Below are 18,575 nucleotides of genomic sequence, written 5' to 3'. Positions count from 1 at the left end.
TGAAAATATGGAACCAAAAAAGCAAAATGAGTACCTTCCAAAGGACTGTCAATCTCATCTATCTTCAACAACACTCAGTTCAGAAGAATCATCTAACAAACCAAAATTCTTTATATAATTTCTATTACTTAATTAAAAAATATAAAAATTATAATTTTACTGTTCAAATAGAACCTCATTAAAAACCATTAAATATAATAATTATATTTATTATTTTTTTGCAACAATATTATTTAACTATACTCCTTAAACATCATTATTTAAAATCACAATATACTAAAAAATAAGATTACAATTAAAAATTTATCATACAGTTGACCTACTTCATTACAATAACACAATAACAGGTTAAGTTAATATATCAATTGGGTTTAATTTTTATATTTTATCAGCAGTGTAAAATATTCCTATAGCAGTATTAAAAGTAACCCAATAGTTAATATAACGTCATTTTAAAATACTCAAAAATTTTATCTTTAGCACAAGAAGCAACAGTCCACACACCGTATAAACAAGGTTTATTATTTTAATTTAATAAATCAAAAACTTGTAGTATCTAAAAATACAATGCGTAAATATTTACAGCTCAATTTCACATTACAGTATCGGCTTATAACCTAGAATATGTATTCTTGACTTATATAAACTTTATTTGCTCGAACGCATAAATGCTGTTTATCCTGAATGGATTCCTGCCGTTGTGTTCTACCAAGAAGTTTTAGAGTTTGAATATCTAGAAACGGTCAGAATCTTAAGGGAATATCTTGCAACAATATAATCAGTCACCAAACTTGAACCCTAACAGCTCAACTGTGTTAAAAAAATATGGTTTTTGCCCCCGCATATGTAAGCCCTACTATGTACAGACCAAAGGTAAAGTTGAACGCTTTAATGAATACCTCAAATCGAGACTATATTAATGGCTCAACTAACACCATCTGACGCTGCTATCGGATTCCCTAACCGCTCTGAGGATCAACTACAGCCTAAAAAACTGGCAAGCACTCTGGCCGCTATCTGGTTGATGGTAACTTACCAATCAACATAAGAAGCATTGCTTCATAAGGGATCTAAAATCAGATGTGTTCCAGGGCCTTGGGACGTAATAACTAGTTATTTGCTGGCTCGATGAGCAGTTGTCAGCGAGCAGCTAATATCATACACCTGATTCAGTCAGCAAAGCTGAATGGACTGGATCCGCATGCCCAATTAAGTGATGTGCCGAAAAGGTTGCCGATACATAAAGTGACCCAGATTGAAGTATTACTTCCACACCGATGGAAACCCAACTCAAATTAAAAAAAGCTATGGGGTTTAGCGAATGCTTACAGAATAATGTTGATTTAAGCTGCTTACCATTTGCTTACCAGAATCTAAAAACAAAAACCCCTTACGATTAGTACACGTAAGGGGTTGTTTTATANATGTTGATTTAAGCTGCTTACCATTTGCTTACCAGAATCTAAAAACAAAAACCCCTTACGATTAGTACACGTAAGGGGTTGTTTTATATGGTGGGCCCAGACAGACTTGAACTGTCGACCAACGGATTATGAGTAAGAACAAATCTTCATTTTTTCTTAAATAAAAACAATGAGATCAATAATGATCAGATGCAAAAAATAAATAAAATCAATAGCACCTGACTATTTCTCACAAGTCCTTGAAAAACAACAAAACACACTTGATGACTATGTATTGAATAATAAATACTAATTCAGTAAGTGCAAGATAAATAACAACCGAACCTGTGAGTTTTTTGGACAAAGACCGCAAATTGACCACAGACCGTTGAAGGATTGGAAGAATAGACCACTGATTTTTAATACTTTTTTAGGACCACTCTAGGACCTTAACATCAAGAAGTAGGCTATCGAACCATATTGAGAGAAAAAATTTCTCAATTTGGACCATAAATGAATCTACTTTTTCTACAACTAATTCTTTATTTTGGCCGTAAGTTGATTAATATAAAATCAATAAAATTAAGACTTAGCGAAGTTTGATATCAATGCAGAATACAAATCAAGAACATGTTTACGGGGCTATTCCTAATATTAAAATAGGTCATGTTTTTACGGACCGAGCCGAAGCACATGAAAAAGGAATCCATAAAGACCGCACTAAAGGAATCGTGACTTACCAAGGAGGCCCAGCATATTCAGTAGATATTTCTGCATTTGATAAAGAATATTCTGCATTTGACCCTAATACTCAAAAAAAAGGCAAATATGCAAACTGTCGTTTTGCTAATTATCCTGATATTTATATTTATATTGGTGAAGGGGGTACAGACGATAAAGTGCATTATTGTCACCAGACTTTGACTGCTGCAAACCGTGGTCTACTGTTGGCTTGTGAACAAAACTCAGATATTCGTGTAATAACTAAAGAAGATTCTCGCCTCAACTCCCGAACCTATAAAGGATTATTTAAAGTAAAAGGTTTTATACCTGGATTCTATGATGGCTATTTTGCTTTCAAATTTATCCTTTGCTCCAATGAAAATAGCTGGAATGAGTTTATTAATAGTCCTGAATATACACAATTATTATCAGGAGAAAAAATTTATACTTCTATAGACCAAGCCCAAAAATATCTAAAACCTCTTCTACTAAAACAAGTCAATGAAGATAATAAGAATGTTATTAAAGCTGGAGAATACGACGCTAAACTCCAAGTTGAGGCTGAAAAAAAATTTAATAACCATTCAGATTTGGATTTGTTCAATTTAGCAACACAGTTAAAGAATAACTCTACAACATCGAAGTACAAACAACCTTCTCGTATCAAGAAAATAATACGCTATGAATATTCACGTAATCCAGCAATAGTAACTTTACGATTAAGAATGTCTAAAGGAATATGTGGATTATGTGATCAACCTGGTCCGTTTATTGATCCTTCTCTAGGTTACGCTTTCCTGGAAGTACACCATATTAAATGGCTATCCAAACAAGGAGATGATTCTATAGAAAATACAGTAGGATTATGTCCAAATTGCCATACTAAAGTCCACTTTTGTCCTAGCTCTGAAGCTGAAGAAAAAATGAGAAAATCAGCTAAACGAGATTACGATGCTTTCGTAAAAAGTTTAAAACATACGCCTCAACCAGAAAATCAGTAACTACACTGCTATTAGGATCGCATTGGGGGGGAAAGCTCAGGTTATTTTTCTTTTCTATACGAAAACTCCCCCTATTTTTTCTATTTTGGCCAGGACTTCTAGAAGAAACGGCCAAATTCAAATGCGGATTTATCCCTCCGCATTTGTATTTTCTTCACTCAAAAAACAATCTCTCTAGTACTTCTTCGTTCAGAAAATACAAATGCAAAAATGGCACTAAAAAACTCATCTAAACCTCCTCATAAAAATTGAATTTTCTATTTTTTAGTTTATTATTTTTAATAACTTACAAAAATTAATAATTTCATCATGACTAAAAATTTATTTGACCTGATTGCGTGTACTACTATCCCTCAAGAAAAGCAGTACACATCCACTTTAGACCTAGCAAAAGCTGTGAGAACCTGTCAAAAAGCTTATAAAGTCGTGAAAGGTGAAAAACCTCTTAAAGAATTGGCTGATGAATATATTGAAGAGCTGAAGGAAAATTCTAAACCTAGAAATAAAAAGAAATTAGGAGATGATCTAAATATTTCTTTCATTGATAACGTATTTAGAGACAAAGTTAAGCCCAAAATTGGAAGTGTCGTCTATTGTGGCCTACTGCTTAATCAAGTAGAGCATTCAGGTATTTATATTGGCTACAACAAAATCGCTCACTTAGATGGTTCCGGAAAAATTGAGGCTGTATCTCCAGAAGTATTTCTAGAGCGTTTAAATGGCTTAAATTGGGCTATTAGCATCTATGTTTCATGTAAGGATGGCAAACCCGTTGGATCTAGAGGTGTTGCAGAAAGAGCAAGAAGAAAAATAGGTCGTTGGCTTAAATATAGTGTTGCAAGCAATAATTGCCATATGTTTACCTCAGGTTGTCTCACTGGTAAGTTTAAAAATGATGATGGCTTCTTTTGTGAGCTAGAACAAACAACAGAACGAGTTCTAGATGCTAATGAATGGCGTGTTTGGGATATACCGTATAAAAAGAAAAAATAAGTTATTTCTTAAAGTCTGATAATAAATATGGGAGTACGTAGACTCCCATAATTTTATCCAAACCTATGCTATATCTTCGAATAATTCATCAAAAGATTCCTTTATTCTTTTTTGAGCTTTAATGCTTCTTCCAGTAACTGCATCATATTCATCACTATCGATAGTAATACTTTTCTGTGTAATTGATGCGGGAACATCATTAAAACTATATCCAAATGCACACAAGCCTATGAAGCGTACTTTCTTAGCTGAATGTGCCTTTTTGTCATTTAAAACTTTTACTCGACTATAACGCTTTAGAAAATTAATCGAGCCTCCTTCTACAAAAGCAACTTTTCCTTCTTGATTTACTGAAAGATAGGCCAAAGGATGCTCTTTCAATAAGGCTATGATGGACTGACTACGTGAGATTTTCATAATCCACTTATTCATGAGCGTGGTTATGCTTTCATAAGAATGTAATACATTCATAAAATCAGTCTTTCTGATACGTTTTGACAGCTCTCCCATTATGATATTCACAATAGGATGGCTCTGATATTGATAACCTAATTTTAAGACCTTATTTGTACGATCTGTCTGAATTGTATCTACAATATCGGCAAGGTTATTTAATCTCGAACTTAATATCACCATTTCTTGAAATATTTCAAAATGAAGTGGTTGCTCTGCTTTTTTGAATGGATTAAGCCTATCTACTTCACATTCCGTAAACAACTGCTTTAGTTTGGTTGTCTTCGGTTGCAACATATTCACTACCCTTTTGGCCACTTGAGGTATAACCTGCTTTCTACTAAGCTTAATTTCATCCTTACTAGCTTCGAATTCGTTAACAATGTCCTCTGTAACAACGCTCTTCGAGTTCGATATAGTAATATTGGCATGAGGCATTAATTGCTGTAAGCGATACTTAAGGTAAAGTACATTCTCATAACATTTCTGTTGATCAAGTTGATAAAATCTGCCCAAGATACTAGCTAGATTTAAGCTAAATTGATTATTTTCAATCCAAAATCCTTTGCAGCCAACCATTTCATTAGTCAGTCCATTTAGTACCTTGGCCTTATCTAATTTACTGACTACTAAATCTTCAAGGCCATCAAAGCAATCCTTACTTGCAAAGCGACTTACATCATTTTCCAAAAAATGCGTTAGTTTGCTAAAAGTCATGCTCATTTTTCGTACTATCTGCTCATGATGCTTTATAGGTTTGATTATCTTTGAATCTATAGGATCTAATAAATGAATGAATACTGGAGGACTTGCTTTACGCATACGTCCAATGAATTGTGTAACTTCTTCTGGATGTGCATGTTGGCCAATAATATGATTACTATCGATCTCTTCATCTGCATTATGAAGATTAATCGCTTCATCCATAATAGAAGTACATAAAACCACCTCATAATCACAGTCTATTTTTTCTAAGCTCAACATATCATGACATTTTTGGTTCGCCATCTCTTCACGATTAATGAGCATGACCTTACAACCATGCTTTTCAAACATGACTTTAAGTTGTTTTGAAATAGAAATATTGTTTAGCCTAATAATAACTACTTTGTTTTTATTAAGTTTCCTATTCTTAAGTACTCTCTCTAATACATTTTCATATACATTTAATATATGTGGTTTAGTGTATTTAATAAGTGTGATATTACGCTCTAACTCAGTTTTCTTTTGAATATCATAGTATTGACTTACATGAAGACCAAGTTTTTCAAATAATGGTTCTGTCAATGTAGCAGTTAAAAAAAGGCATCGATCGAACTTTTGAGATTTAATTGCTTTAAGGATTGGTTGAATAGCTTTATCTCGATAACCTGCACCGTATAATTTCTGACATTCATCAATGACTAAAATACTTTCCTGGGAAAGAAAAGTTTCAAATCTAGTAAATTGATCATAAGTCATCACTAAATTCTTCTTAGCAAGTGACTTAAGAGAATCCTTAGGAATACGTTTGTCTCCATAAATAAATGCTATGTCACTTCTATCTCCATATATTTCCTCACATTGCTTGACTTGTCCAACTGTAGGACAAAGAAAAACTACATGACATAAAGGCATTAATTTATTGATGACATACCAAGTTTTGCCAGTACCCGTATTAGCTCTTATCAAAGTATTTCCGGTTTGAATATCTAATACATCAGCCAAATTTTGATTGGAAAGAAGGTGCTTAATTTGTTTTTTCGGTAAATTAGTCATGAGTTCTCCTAGGGTATGCCCAAAGGCATACCCGAAATTTAATTAATGAGTGGTTATCTAGGGATTAAACTACAGCAGCTGTTTGAACCTCACGGATCACTGCTGCAATTTTTTCAGAGGCATTTTGTAAAGTGCTCTGTTGTAAGTGCGCATAACGCTGAGTTGTTTGAGGAGATGCATGACCCAGTAATTTCTGTACGACAAATAAGGATTCACCACTGTTGACTGCCAAACTAGCAAAGTTATGACGTAAATCATGAATCCTCATATTTTTGATATCCGCAGATTGCATAACTTTGTCAAAAGTTTTACGAATATCATTGTAAGGTTTATTAGTTTCAGGATTAGCAAAGATATAGTCTGAAATTTTTGGCATGTTATCCAAAATAGCCAATGCATCTTTATTCAGAGCAATGTGTCGTGCTTTACCTGATTTATTAAACTTAAGAAGCCAAGTTAACTTGGCAAAGTCAACATCCGACCATTTCATATCCATAGCCTCTCGTTTACGTACACCTGTAAGCAGCAGAAACTTTATAATTCCTACGATAGTCTTATTATGAATACCGTAGTGTTCAGGATCTTGAAGTACTACCATCAAACGTTTTAGTTCATCGTCTGAAAGGTAACGTTCTATTTGGTTATTCTCCTTATATTTTTTGACACGTACGATTGGGTTAACCTCAATTAACCCATGATCAATAATCATATTGAGAATACTGGATAGTAAAGCTCGAACACGATTAATTGTTGCATTGCTTAAGCCTTTAGCACTCAAATCTGCAAGTAATTTACCAAGCATTGGAGCAGTAATCTCAGTTACAAGATAATGACCTAACACAGGGATTAGATGGTTTCTTAAACGCGACTCATCATCGTTATAAGATTTTTTATGAGGCCGAATGGCAGGTAAATATACATTCAATACAAAATCTCGGAAATTCATTGGCTGCTTATCAGACTCAAATATTGAGTATGGATGTAAGCCAGCAGATTTCGCCTCATTACACTTTAAAGCTATAGCTTTAGCTTGCTCCAAAGACATCTCAGGCTCTTTACCTAAAGCCTTTGATATCTTCTTTGAAAGATAGGTATGACGTAACATGAAAGCTGTAGTAGTTGATCTGTAAACTATTCGTAGTCCAGGCACCCCCTCTACTGATTTTTCAATAGGCTTTTTGGAATCATATAAATGATCGTCTGAATTTGTAGCACTTTTGCTTTTAGAAATTACCATTTGGATAATCCTCTATAAAATTTTGGGCGCACAAATCCACCCCAAATGAATAAATCATTTAGAATTCAATAATTTGTGCCGATTAACTATTTCTTAGATATAATATTTGCCTAAGTTTTCTTTTAACTCAGGTTGTTTATTCAGAGTACATTGATTAGTTATTCGCCTAATGAAGTCTCTGTAACGGTGAAGTATTTAAATAATCATGCGAGTCCATATCAAAAGATCGCCTCTAAATAATTCAATCTTCTCTCAATAATTCACTGGCACGTTTAGGAATTCTTAGCTCCTTACAGTCTGCTGGTGCATTTTTTTCATCAAAGATTTCTATAATTTTCTTACATAGAAAATTATTGTCCTCATCAATCAAATAAATCCCAAAAGCACAATGTCCTTCCAATACATCTTCAGAATTTACTGGGTAAAATAGAATATGAGCAGGTTGATAATCCTGTAACATTTCTATGTAAGAATTCTTTTTTTCATGATGAATACATTTTGCCTTCGGCCAATCACCATGAATACCACTCTTTATGATATGAAGTTTTGTATCCTCATATTCGAGATAATTAGTAAATTTTAAATAACAAACATCTGACAATAATTGAATATAGTTTTGATTTAACATTTCCTTCATATTCGTTTTAAATTTGAGGCTGACCCCGTTATTTGAAATACTTTTATATTTTAAATTGAGGCTAAAATTTTCCATGAATTCCTGTAAATTACTATAATGAAAAATACAATTTTCCTCGGAGTAGGCTTCATCCCGGAAAGTATCATCTCCAATAGCGTCATTAATTTCACAGATTTTCTGGTTAATGACCTTAATTAATGCTTTTTTCTTAAAAAACTGATCTTTTTTCTCAAGACGAGATATAGGGAAATCACATAACTCTGTATCTGATTTCTTTAAGAAGGACTGCATTACCATTGAATAATCTTGAATCTTAGTTTTCAATTCTTTGACGCTTTCTTTCATTCCTAGATTAAATCTTTTAAAGGAAATGCCTTTTAGATTCTCTAGTACAGTATTTTCAGTAAATGTTGACATAATTTGCGCTCCTATAAGTTAATAAAAATTTAATCAATTACTAAACAGACTGATTAACAAGGGGATGTTGTCATGTCATCTTAAGAGTGTCAAATAATCACAAATTCAATATAAACCATTAAAACATAAAGGTTTTTATTCCCATATTTAATCCAATATAAAACAGTGAATATGGTTTTCTTACTATAAATCGTGGACAAAAAAGGGGGGGAAACTTAAAATCTTAAACTCTTTTTTTTGTTATTTTTATAAGTATTTAAAATGTATATTCCAGCCGAGATTCTCGAAGAATTAAAAAAGAACAAAAAGTGTACTGCTAACAGAATTGCTTATATGTTTGATAAGCCTAAAAGTACAGCCTACAGATATATTCATATTTTTAAAAAACTTGATGACTTGTCTAAATTTGATAAAGACCACCTAACAAATAGAAATAATAGAGTTATTAACAGTGATGATTTTGATAAGTTTATTTTCAATATTCTCAATTCAGGTGGGTTTAAAAGCACAAATCAATTATATCAAGCGTGTTTAAAGGAGTTTCCTAATAGAAATATCTCACGCAGTACTTTTAACAAGCTTTTTGCAGAATCAAGAGAAAGACAAAGACTGAAATTAAAGAAAAGGATTCTTAGAATTACTAGAAGTAAAAATAAACCTTTGACAGGTTTCTTTACTGTAAGACGTAAACGTAAAGTTTTAGATTATGAATAATAAAGACCCTAGGACTAGTAGACCCTGGAACTATTCATAAGGGAAAAGCATTAAACCTTACCCACCCTTAAAAAAGCAAAAAAATAACCGTAAAGCCCAAAAGCTTTACGGTTCATTTTGCGGTACTAGTTGTGGTCTTACATTTTATAACTAAGATTATGAGTTTTCTGCCATATGGTTTTCTTTTAATTGATCGATATATTTAGCAATCCAGTCTAGACGTTCTTCACTAAACTTCCATTCATCAGGAATCACTTCTGTTGATCCCCAACCGTGTGCTCTTTTAGTCCACACATGATTTTCATAAAGAATAGTATCTCCTCTATTATTTGCGGTTGCTTTTAATCTAGCAGCTATTTGCTCTGGAGTAGCTAAGTAAATTCTTGGCATATCAGTTAAATCAGTGCCTTTAAACTGGACTAAACAAAAAATAGTTCGAGTAGAGTGCTTTGCTAACCATGCGTCTACTGCTGCATGATAGTTTGCTTCTTTAAGAAATGATTGTGTTAATCCCCAACTGCCATCTTTACTTCCCTTTACAGAGATTTTTAAAGAATTTTCATACTTCTTACTATCGATTAGTAAATCATATTCTGGTTGATTAGCTCCATATTGAACAGAAACATCCCATCCACAACGTGCAAATTGGGCAGCCGCTATTGCTTCTGCTGCTGTTGCTACATGCCAAGAATTGATCATCAATTTCCCCCTAGATTTTTTAAAGTTAAAACATATTAACTGTATCTCTATAAGCATCCTAAAAAGCAAGTTTTATAGATTGCAAAATCAATAACAAAAATGCTATTCATTACGATAAATAGATATTAATCCACAAATTAATCAATAAAAAAACCGTAAAGCTTTTTCAGCTTTACGGTTCATTTTGCGGTACTAACTTTGGTCAATAGTCATTAGGTAGTAATATCGTGGTCACTGATCGATCAGCTTCAGTAATGATCCAGATTTTATCATTGGAGAATTTGTAGCTCGACATGATACGTAATGGCATCAGCAGGGCTTCTTCATTCGATTCTCGATCTTCCTCACTTACATCTCCCCAGTCACCACCTTGATGTCGTACCAGTAACGCGAGTAAATCAATATATTCAGCTTCGGCAAATCGTAAGGCATTTGGTGTAGACACGACTTGACCCAAAGCAAATAGGGTTCGCTTTGTCATAAAAGAGTCTCAGATTAAAAACGATAGTGGTTTGGTCACGACAGGTCTGCCGTAACAAGGTCAGATCACTTTGAGTTTATGCTGCTCAAAAATGGCTTTCGGAACATAGATCAAGATGCCTTCGTTGTCGTTGAGTAAGATATAGACTTCGTACCAGTCCTTTTTCTTTTCCACGAATTCCACCTCTCCTGCATTAAGCTTTTCAGCAAGGCTAAAAGTTAAATTTTGGAATGGCTGAATCAGGTCTTGATCGTTTTCACAAAGAACAAACCACCCATGTTGGGTGGCTTGATAGGGTTCTTCATATTGTTCCTCAAGCATCTGTATGGTCTCAAGGATCGCTTGAGCAATAAGTTGCTCCTGTATCTGCTGGATTTCAGCTTTACTCTGGATGAATTTCATGACCATCATCCTCGGCTACGTTTTCCATTGAAATTTTATCCACAGTCTTGTTTTGACGTTTCTTTTGAGACTTGGTCGCTGTCGTTGCTTCAACTGTTGATGACTCTGTATTAGCTTCACTTTTCAGATGACTTTCTAAACCGATTGGCCATAGTTCAAAATCCTCTTCCACTTCCAACAAACGTGCGACATTTGGATGCAATCTCAATAATTGCTGATCAAACAACATAGCCGCGAGGAAGCTTGGATTATTCACTGACTTACCCATGAATAGCTCTTTTAATGCAGTTGCATGAAAAGGCTTTCCATCTCGATACAATTTACCCAGTAGCTCAATAATATCTTGAACTTTAATCATTTCTGCACTAAAGCCACCTGAAGATTCATTCTTGCTTAGCGCAACACCAAAAGACTGATCTTCGTTGTTCTGCCATAACTGATAATGCAATTTGCCTTTTGCTCGATCAGACAGCTTATTGCAAATGAATGTATGAATAAGGCTATACCCAACTTTGTCATTGATACGTGGTTGCATAATTTTGATTCCTATAAACGTAAAAAATCCCGATGAGCTCAAGGCACATCGGGACATATAAAATTTTTGAAATAACTTACTAAAGTATTACTTTCAGAACTGCACAAACCTTGCTCACATTATCAGTTTCAATATCATTGCAAACACGAATAGCTTTCGCTACGGCTTGGCTCTGACTATGTGGAATACACTCCAATACGTCTGAAACCTTCTCTAATTCAGGATAATGTTTTTTCATGGTCACTCCTCTTACAAGACCATAAAAATAATATATCCTTGAAGCAAACATCTTTACTCTACTGGGTATATCAGCAACTTTTCAAAAAAAATCAGATATATGAAATATAAAAAAGATATACAATACAAAGAATAAATACATTAAGGCTTTAACTCATTATGGAAGAATTTTATAAAATTTTTAGCAGTCCGCCTGCTGTAGCAATAGCTTGGATCTGCACAGTTGTAAGTTGTATTTATGCTTTTATACAGAAAAACAAGGCAGTCAAAATTGAACAAAAATACAACTCACTAAACATCACACACGAAAATCTCAAGATCCAAAATAGTTCACTCGAACAAAAAATAATTGATATCGAAAATAATAATATTCACGACAACTATCAGAAAGTGAATCAGAAGGGTAAAACGAATATTAATCAGGGCGTAATTAAAGGTGACTTTCACTTTACCCAAAGATAAAACCTAGGGTTATCTATGTGCGAAACTAAAATTGATATTCAAAAAATTGAAGGGGACTTCTACAATATTGAGTCTCCAGAAATTAATGTTGATTCGATCATCAATGTAATTATTAGTGACATTGCTTTGGCTGATGTAAAAATAGACCTCACTGATCGTGCTTTCCCCGCTATTGTCGATAAGAAAATCAACTATAATTTACTCAAGAGTAAGCGTCGCATCGTATTACAATATAAATCGTATTCATCTCACATCGAAGCAGCTTACGCTTTGGCTGAGCAGAATATAATCAATGGAAAGCAAACAGTTATGTGCTTATTAAATGGCATGTACTGTAATTCACTAGAAAAATATGACATAGACTCATTCGAGCCTGACATTATTCAAGTGAGAAAATATGCTGATGACATTATTGACGATGTAATTAAGCAGCTTAGAACATTTGTTTATAAATCTGCAAACGTTACTCAATTCAAAGAACAAGTCGAAATTGGAATCAATGTAGTTGTCGCACATGCTTTTGTTGAATGCTTTATTTTGGAGAATCCTAATGCTACCAACTAAAGGATGTCATCCAGAATTAAATGTCCTCTACATTGGCGGATATATTCTCAAGAAACTTTATGAACGCAAAAATAAACGCATGCCTATATCCCAATTAATGAAAATGGGAACTAGAGAACTTTCTATCACGGTTGACTACATAATTCTTGCTCTAGACTGGTTATATATCATTTCTGCTATTAGCTATAATAGCAAAGAGGTTTTTATCAATGAAATTGGTTAGGTTTATTTTAGAGATTAATGATGAAGAAGTAAGAAATATACCTTTTTTCAATAACCTAAATATAATTACGAGTAAAAAGAAATCGGATGCACCTGGTAACAGTGTTGGTAAGTCGACTCTAGGTAGAATACTAGACTACTTATTTGATGGTTCGATTGGCCCGATTTATATTGATGATGAATTCCAAACCCCAAAGCAGGAAATCGAGCAACTCTTCACTCAAAATGAAGTCTATGTATCGCTTGAGTATATTGGCTTAGATAATCAACCCACAGTGATTAAACGGAGGCTGTCTACTGATAAGAACCTACAAGATTACATTTTGAATGGTCATTCGGTGACTGATAAAGAATACATTTCTCACCTCATGAAAAGTATTTTTAACGTCCATTCAGCCAAACCAACTATAAGAAAACTGGCCCCAAAGTTTTTTAGAACAAACCATCACCGTATGACCAAAACGGTTAAATTTGATAACGGAAGGAACGTATCTAATTCTGATATAAATACGGTCTTTCTCTATCTCTTTAATTTTGATGACACTGAAATTCTTAGCAAAATCCATAAATTAAAAACAACTATCCGACGTTATGAGAAGAGCCTTAGTCTGTTTAATGGCATTATTAGTCAAGATAAAATTATTGGTTCTATTTCTAAGCTTAAAGCTGAAATTGCAAAGCTAGAAAAGTCTCTTTTATCCTCTGAGAAAGGTATCGATAAACTAGAGATTGTTGGAAAGATTAACCAAATTGATGATGCGCAAAACATTCTATCAAATGAAATACTGGCTCTAGAACTTAAGATAAAAAATGTATTCAGAACCAATGATATCTTAGGAACAAAAGAAAGAGATCATTTGTTGGATGAACTACGTGCAATATATGAATACGCATCAGTTAAAATTGAATCAACACTCAATGATTACCAACAAGCCCTTACTTTCCATGAGCATCTTCTGGAGACAAAAAAGCAGTTTGTTTCTGATGGTCTCAATAAGTTACAAGAGAAATATGAGCAAGCAAACAGCACATTTGCTAAGCTAAATATGCAAAAACATCATCTCTTCAATGAGTTGAAGTCTAAAAAGAAAATAGAAGAAATTTCTGACTCAGTGAAAGAAATTGGTAGATTGGACAAAGAGCTAGCTAGTTTGACCGCTATCGTCGAGAAAAGAGATGATATAGACACCAAACTAAAAGTGGAAACTCTCGAATTAGCAGAATTAACAAGCAAACTTGAAAGTGAGCTTGATAATGTAATTTCTTTTGAAGATAAATTTATTGAGAATTTCAAAAAATACACTAATGATTTTTACGGAGTAAAATACAACTTTAGCTTGCACTTAAACAAAGAAAAAGGTGAATGTGCACCTGATGTAGATGAGATACAGTCAAATAATGAAGGTGGATTAAAAAGACTCGAAGTAATCGCTTTCGATCTTAGTTACATTAAAACCGTTTATGACAGCCAAGTTCAGCGACCAAATTTTGTACTTCATGATTCTATTGATGAAATTGATATTCAATACATCAGAAAAATATTTAATGCATCAATTAATCTACCTGGACAACATATCGTCTCAATGCTGTCAGATAAGCTATCGACAGAAGATTATCTAAAGTATAAAGACTTTATTATCTTAGAACTGTCTAATGATAATAAGTTTTTTAAACAGTAGAATGGCTATCTAAACGTTGAGCATAAATTTTCTGATTTCTTGGATGCTGAATATCTATCAACCTCTGTGCCAGAAAGAAAATCTCAAACGTGAAATCATGAGAAATGCACTAGACAAGGATAACTTCCCTCAGTAGTTGTCACATAACTTAGAATTGAAAAAGGTTACCAAACTCTAAGGTCAAGGTGAATATGAAAACGTATTCACCAATCTGATGATGAAGGCTAGGCAGGCAATCAAGAAACTCTATACAGATGGTAGTTTATAGCTATCCTGCATGATAATAATTTATTGACACAACTCCCCAAGAAGAATCAGGAAAAGCCCTAGACCTTTAGGACGAAACAGTAGAATCTGTATTCTCTAAGAATCCCCCACAGCATCTCATTTCTCTGCTCATAGCTCATTTGATAACAACTCACTATGGATGATCAATTAAGCTATTCACATCGAATTGAGTGTCAGTGAAATGGTTTTGTTGGAGATTTTCTCATTTCTAAATCTCAGACCATCGGACTATCATGCAAAATGGACCTCCTACGGTCCATGAAAATTCGTGAGCAAAGTTAATTTCAGGTATAGAAAAACCCCATAAACCAAAGGTTTACGGGGTTTAATAACTGGTGGGCCCAGACAGACTTGAACTGTCGACCAACGGATTATGAGTCCGCTGCTCTAACCAACTGAGCTATAGGCCCTATATTCTGAAAGCTTTATTTATCAATAATTTCAGACGAAAAGCATACTATCGAAGATTTTTTTAAAAGACAAGTCCTTTTGTTTATACCTGCACACTAACGCAACAATTTTGGACATCTTTCAAACGGCTATTATTCTTTCAATACACTCAACTCTTGCTTAGAGTGAATAAATCGTAAATTTATAGTCAAAGCCCTTCATAATAAGTATTTGAAACATTCCAATGAAATATACTGAACCAATGTCTTACACGAATAAATTAAGAAGAATGAACAATATTTAAGGAAATATAAAATTCAAAAAAATAGCCGGATTGATAGTTCACTCTCTCGACAGCCAACTTTTTAAATGAATGACGTTTGAATCCGCCATTTAAAAAATACTCAGACCAAATTTAGTCATCAATCGTTCAGCATTTTTGACATTCAAATCATGTGAAAAAGATGAATAAATTATACCTAAAAGATATTACTTTAATTTTTATTTAGATTGTGAACAGAGTATTTTTAAAATCTAAATAATAAATATTTTTAAGCTTCGACTGCAAAGCAATAGCTAAAGACTACGTTCTTTTTGCTCTTCAATGCGAATTTCGATTAAAGACCATACAACAACGAGCATAAACAAGCAAAATGCCAATAGAAAAGTCGAAACATACATCATTCTTTTCAATCCTCATTAAACAACTGTCCAGGTCAGACCATGTGTTTAAAAAATTTTATCTTCGACAAAAGTCTAATAGGTATCTTTTCACCTGACCAGTCATTATTAAGTCTTAATTTGTATTAAATAATATCTTTTACATCTTTTTAATATCTTTTTATATATAAAAACAATTAATAGGTGTATTTTTAGAAACTATATCAAGCGTATTTATTTGGTCATTTTTAATGCATCGGTACTTGACTATATATACGAACAGGCAGAAATTAGCCCACTTTCATATTGTCAAATATCCCGCACATTTATGTTAAAAAAATTTATTGGTGAATCCGCATTTAAGCTTGCAGGATGGAAATATCAAGTTGAACCAGATGTACTTGAAAATAAGCAGGTTATTGTCGGGTTTGAACATACTTCCATGATGGATGCCGTGCTTTCACTGGCACTGTTCCAGATTTATGATATAAAAATTCATACCCTGATTAAAAAAGAATTATTTAAAGGTCCCATGAAACCTTTATTAGAAGCTATCGGTGGAATTGCTGTCGACCGAAAGGCAAATCAGGATATTGTTTCCCTCATGGTCGAGCATTTTCAGCAGAATGAAAAATTCAATCTGGTGATTGCGCCCGAAGCGACCCGTGCCAAAACAGGTGAAGCCAGAAAGCCCATCCGTACAGGCTTCTGGTATATTGCCAAAGCCGCTGGTGTACCTATCGTTTTAATGTATGCCAATTCACAGACCAAACAAGGGGGCATTTTAGGCAAGATTTATCCCACAGAAATTAATCACGACCTGGCTTTATTAAAACGGCTCTACAAAGAAAAGGTAGGATTGGATATTACTATTCCTGAACCTCAAAATATTTCCGAAGATAAAAACTAAGCAGCATTTGTTTAAAAACTCAAAACTGAGCCCTTTCTAAGAAAAAAGGGCTTATGGTAGAATTTGCGCAATCTGATAGGCATAAGGCCAATCTACAAGGAGCATATTTCGCATGGCGGGTCATTCCAAGTGGGCTAATACCAAGCATCGTAAAGCAAAACAAGATGCGAGCCGCGCTAAAGTATTCACAAAATTCATTCGTGAAATTGTTACAGCTGCCCGTTTAGGCGGCGGTGATGTTGCGTCAAACCCACGTTTACGTGCTGTCGTTGAAAAAGCATTAGTCGCAAATATGACACGTGACACCATCAACCGTGCAATCCAGCGCGGTGTTGGTGGTGAAGAAAATGCTGATTTAAAAGAAGTCACTTATGAAGGTTATGGCGTAGGCGGCGTTGCCGTTATTGTTGAAACAATGACAGACAACTTAAACCGTACAGTTCCTGACGTACGCCACTGTTTCTCTAAAACTGATGGTAACCTGGGTACTGCGGGCTCGGTTGCTTATATGTTTACTAAACGTGGTGAGATTACTTTTGAAGATGTATCTTTGGAAGATCAAATCATGGACGTAGCTTTAGAAGCAGGTGCAGAAGATATTGAAGTTGATGAAGATGAAATCTTGGTTATTACCACTCCAGAAAGTTTCGGTACAGTTCAAGATGCTTTAGCCGCTGCCGGCCTTAAATCTGACAATGCCGAAGTGGTGATGAATCCATCAACAAAAGCTGAAATCACAGATATCGACCAGGCGAAAAAAATCATGAAGATGATTGATATGCTTGAAGATCTTGATGATGTTCAAAACGTTTATACCAACGTTGAATTTTCAGAAGAAGTATTAGCAGAATTAGATGCTTAACGGTATTTAAAGCAAAAAACGCACCTTTGGGTGCGTTTTTTATGGGCTTTAAAACCTTTTCTATATATAGAACTGTGAACAAAACATAGGATAAGTTTTTAACTCAGATTCGATTAAGCAAGCCGCTACAATTCAGTACATTATATTCCTTAATCACAAAACTGGAATGTAACGCCACCACATGCTCAATTTTACCAATCCGCTTTAAAAGAATTTCACTATAGTTTTCCATATCTTTTGCAACGACTTCAACAATAAAGTCAGCAGATTGGCCGGTCACCAAAAAGGCATTAATCACTTCAGGAATACTTTCCAGTTCTTCTAAAAACTTGGCGAACGTATCCGTGTCATGTTTATTTAAAGAAACCTGCAAAAGTACATGCAAGCTGAAACCCAACTTGGCATAGTTAATATCACGCTTTAAATGGGTCATGATATTGGCTTCAATCAGATGCTTGATCCGTCGATGCACTGAGCTCACAGAAAGGTTTATACGTTCCGAAAGTTCATTTAAGTTGACATCTTCATGACTCAATATTTCCAGAATCTGTTTATCGAAACGATCCAGTTCCATTTTATACTCTTTTCAATAATCTATAGATACGTAAAATATTACGCTCTCTCTGTTATACAACAATTATTTATTTTTCACAAAGTTTTAATATCCTGAAAATATTTTCCAAAAACTGGTGAACACATAAGAGAAATTTTGCTGTCTACCTCGATTACCGCTGGTCATTTAAGTATAAAAAACGACCAATTGTAATTTTAATTATATATCGAATTTAACACTCATCTACTCAAGTGTCCTGCTCCGGATCACTGCTTATCTTTTATATCTACCTAGA

At 34.0% G+C, this 18,575-nt stretch carries 18 protein-coding genes, 1 tRNA gene and 1 pseudogene; 10 read left to right on the top strand and 10 right to left on the bottom strand.

Going from position 1 to position 18,575, the window contains the following annotated elements:
• Window positions 1–932: 932 nt before the first annotated feature.
• The 3 genes and pseudogenes from H4I94_RS06275 to H4I94_RS06265 all read left to right on the top strand — a co-directional run.
• Window positions 933–1,299 (top strand): annotated as a pseudogene (locus tag H4I94_RS06275) (transposase domain-containing protein); the annotation flags it as partial.
• A gap of 712 nt (window positions 1,300–2,011) precedes the next feature.
• Window positions 2,012–3,127 (top strand): HNH endonuclease, encoded by a 1,116-nt coding sequence (locus tag H4I94_RS06270; protein ID WP_004980048.1) that lies wholly within the window; start codon window positions 2,012–2,014, stop codon window positions 3,125–3,127.
• Between the two features lie 309 nt (window positions 3,128–3,436).
• On the top strand, window positions 3,437–4,120 hold the full coding sequence (locus H4I94_RS06265) for a lecithin retinol acyltransferase family protein (protein ID WP_261182385.1): 684 nt from the start codon (window positions 3,437–3,439) through the stop codon (window positions 4,118–4,120).
• A 63-nt stretch (window positions 4,121–4,183) separates the two neighbouring features.
• Here the strand turns inward: H4I94_RS06265 and H4I94_RS06260 are convergent, their stop codons facing one another.
• The 3 genes from H4I94_RS06260 to H4I94_RS06250 all read right to left on the bottom strand — a co-directional run bounded on the left by H4I94_RS06260 (window position 4,184) and on the right by H4I94_RS06250 (window position 8,622).
• Window positions 4,184–6,331, bottom strand: coding sequence for a DEAD/DEAH box helicase (locus tag H4I94_RS06260; RefSeq protein ID WP_261182383.1), 2,148 nt, complete (start codon window positions 6,329–6,331; stop codon window positions 4,184–4,186).
• Between the two features lie 64 nt (window positions 6,332–6,395).
• The gene (locus H4I94_RS06255) at window positions 6,396–7,568 is read right to left on the bottom strand and encodes a site-specific integrase (RefSeq protein WP_004980051.1); all 1,173 of its coding nucleotides are present in this window, start codon (window positions 7,566–7,568) and stop codon (window positions 6,396–6,398) included.
• 241 nt (window positions 7,569–7,809) lie between these two features.
• Window positions 7,810–8,622, bottom strand: a complete 813-nt coding sequence (locus H4I94_RS06250) for a hypothetical protein (protein WP_261182382.1) — start codon at window positions 8,620–8,622, stop codon at window positions 7,810–7,812.
• Between the two features lie 261 nt (window positions 8,623–8,883).
• Here H4I94_RS06250 and H4I94_RS06245 point away from each other — a divergent pair, with 261 nt between their 5' ends.
• Window positions 8,884–9,336: a hypothetical protein gene (locus H4I94_RS06245; RefSeq protein ID WP_261182381.1), complete on the top strand. Its 453-nt coding sequence runs from the start codon at window positions 8,884–8,886 to the stop codon at window positions 9,334–9,336.
• A 156-nt stretch (window positions 9,337–9,492) separates the two neighbouring features.
• On the opposite strand, the gene H4I94_RS06240 is transcribed toward H4I94_RS06245, so the two are convergent.
• The 5 genes from H4I94_RS06240 to H4I94_RS06220 form a co-directional block, all read right to left on the bottom strand.
• Window positions 9,493–10,035, bottom strand: coding sequence for a hypothetical protein (locus tag H4I94_RS06240; protein WP_261182380.1), 543 nt, complete (start codon window positions 10,033–10,035; stop codon window positions 9,493–9,495).
• Between the two features lie 202 nt (window positions 10,036–10,237).
• Window positions 10,238–10,516 carry a hypothetical protein gene (locus tag H4I94_RS06235; RefSeq protein ID WP_261182377.1) on the bottom strand — a complete coding sequence of 93 codons (279 nt, stop codon included), beginning with the start codon at window positions 10,514–10,516 and terminating at the stop codon, window positions 10,238–10,240.
• Window positions 10,517–10,576: 60 nt separating this feature from the next.
• A complete protein-coding gene (locus H4I94_RS06230; protein WP_261182376.1) occupies window positions 10,577–10,918 on the bottom strand; it encodes a hypothetical protein in 342 nt (113 codons plus the stop codon).
• Window positions 10,899–11,453, bottom strand: a complete 555-nt coding sequence (locus tag H4I94_RS06225) for a hypothetical protein (RefSeq protein WP_261182375.1) — start codon at window positions 11,451–11,453, stop codon at window positions 10,899–10,901. The genes H4I94_RS06230 and H4I94_RS06225 overlap by 20 nt, the downstream gene beginning before the upstream one ends.
• Window positions 11,454–11,532: 79 nt before the next feature.
• Window positions 11,533–11,691 (bottom strand): hypothetical protein, encoded by a 159-nt coding sequence (locus H4I94_RS06220; RefSeq protein ID WP_004980067.1) that lies wholly within the window; start codon window positions 11,689–11,691, stop codon window positions 11,533–11,535.
• A 158-nt stretch (window positions 11,692–11,849) separates the two neighbouring features.
• On the opposite strand from H4I94_RS06220, the gene H4I94_RS06215 reads away from it, so the two are divergent.
• The 4 genes from H4I94_RS06215 to H4I94_RS06200 are packed head-to-tail and all read left to right on the top strand — an operon-like array spanning window position 11,850 to window position 14,617.
• Window positions 11,850–12,152 (top strand): hypothetical protein, encoded by a 303-nt coding sequence (locus H4I94_RS06215; RefSeq protein ID WP_004980069.1) that lies wholly within the window; start codon window positions 11,850–11,852, stop codon window positions 12,150–12,152.
• Window positions 12,153–12,167: 15 nt separating this feature from the next.
• Window positions 12,168–12,716: a hypothetical protein gene (locus H4I94_RS06210; protein WP_261182374.1), complete on the top strand. Its 549-nt coding sequence runs from the start codon at window positions 12,168–12,170 to the stop codon at window positions 12,714–12,716.
• On the top strand, window positions 12,703–12,939 hold the full coding sequence (locus tag H4I94_RS06205; RefSeq protein ID WP_004980074.1) for an ABC-three component system middle component 6: 237 nt from the start codon (window positions 12,703–12,705) through the stop codon (window positions 12,937–12,939). Before H4I94_RS06210 ends, H4I94_RS06205 begins: the two co-directional genes overlap by 14 nt.
• Window positions 12,926–14,617 carry a DUF2326 domain-containing protein gene (locus H4I94_RS06200; protein ID WP_261182373.1) on the top strand — a complete coding sequence of 564 codons (1,692 nt, stop codon included), beginning with the start codon at window positions 12,926–12,928 and terminating at the stop codon, window positions 14,615–14,617. The genes H4I94_RS06205 and H4I94_RS06200 overlap by 14 nt, the downstream gene beginning before the upstream one ends.
• Before the next feature lie 621 nt (window positions 14,618–15,238).
• Here H4I94_RS06200 and H4I94_RS06195 read toward each other — a convergent pair.
• A tRNA-Ile gene (locus H4I94_RS06195) sits at window positions 15,239–15,315 on the bottom strand.
• Window positions 15,316–16,283: 968 nt separating this feature from the next.
• Between H4I94_RS06195 and H4I94_RS06190 the strand changes: the two genes are divergently transcribed.
• On the top strand, window positions 16,284–16,865 hold the full coding sequence (locus tag H4I94_RS06190; RefSeq protein ID WP_261182372.1) for a 1-acyl-sn-glycerol-3-phosphate acyltransferase: 582 nt from the start codon (window positions 16,284–16,286) through the stop codon (window positions 16,863–16,865).
• A 112-nt stretch (window positions 16,866–16,977) separates the two neighbouring features.
• Window positions 16,978–17,727 carry a YebC/PmpR family DNA-binding transcriptional regulator gene (locus H4I94_RS06185; RefSeq protein ID WP_261182370.1) on the top strand — a complete coding sequence of 250 codons (750 nt, stop codon included), beginning with the start codon at window positions 16,978–16,980 and terminating at the stop codon, window positions 17,725–17,727.
• A gap of 103 nt (window positions 17,728–17,830) precedes the next feature.
• Here the strand turns inward: H4I94_RS06185 and H4I94_RS06180 are convergent, their stop codons facing one another.
• A complete protein-coding gene (locus H4I94_RS06180) occupies window positions 17,831–18,301 on the bottom strand; it encodes an Lrp/AsnC family transcriptional regulator (RefSeq protein ID WP_131274306.1) in 471 nt (156 codons plus the stop codon).
• Window positions 18,302–18,575 lie beyond the last annotated feature (274 nt).

It is taken from the genome of Acinetobacter sp. T_3_1 (genome assembly GCF_025377055.1).
Classification (GTDB): domain Bacteria; phylum Pseudomonadota; class Gammaproteobacteria; order Pseudomonadales; family Moraxellaceae; genus Acinetobacter; species Acinetobacter kookii.
Note: the sequence above shows the minus strand (reverse complement) of the source record. Positions and strands in the feature narration are given on the sequence as shown.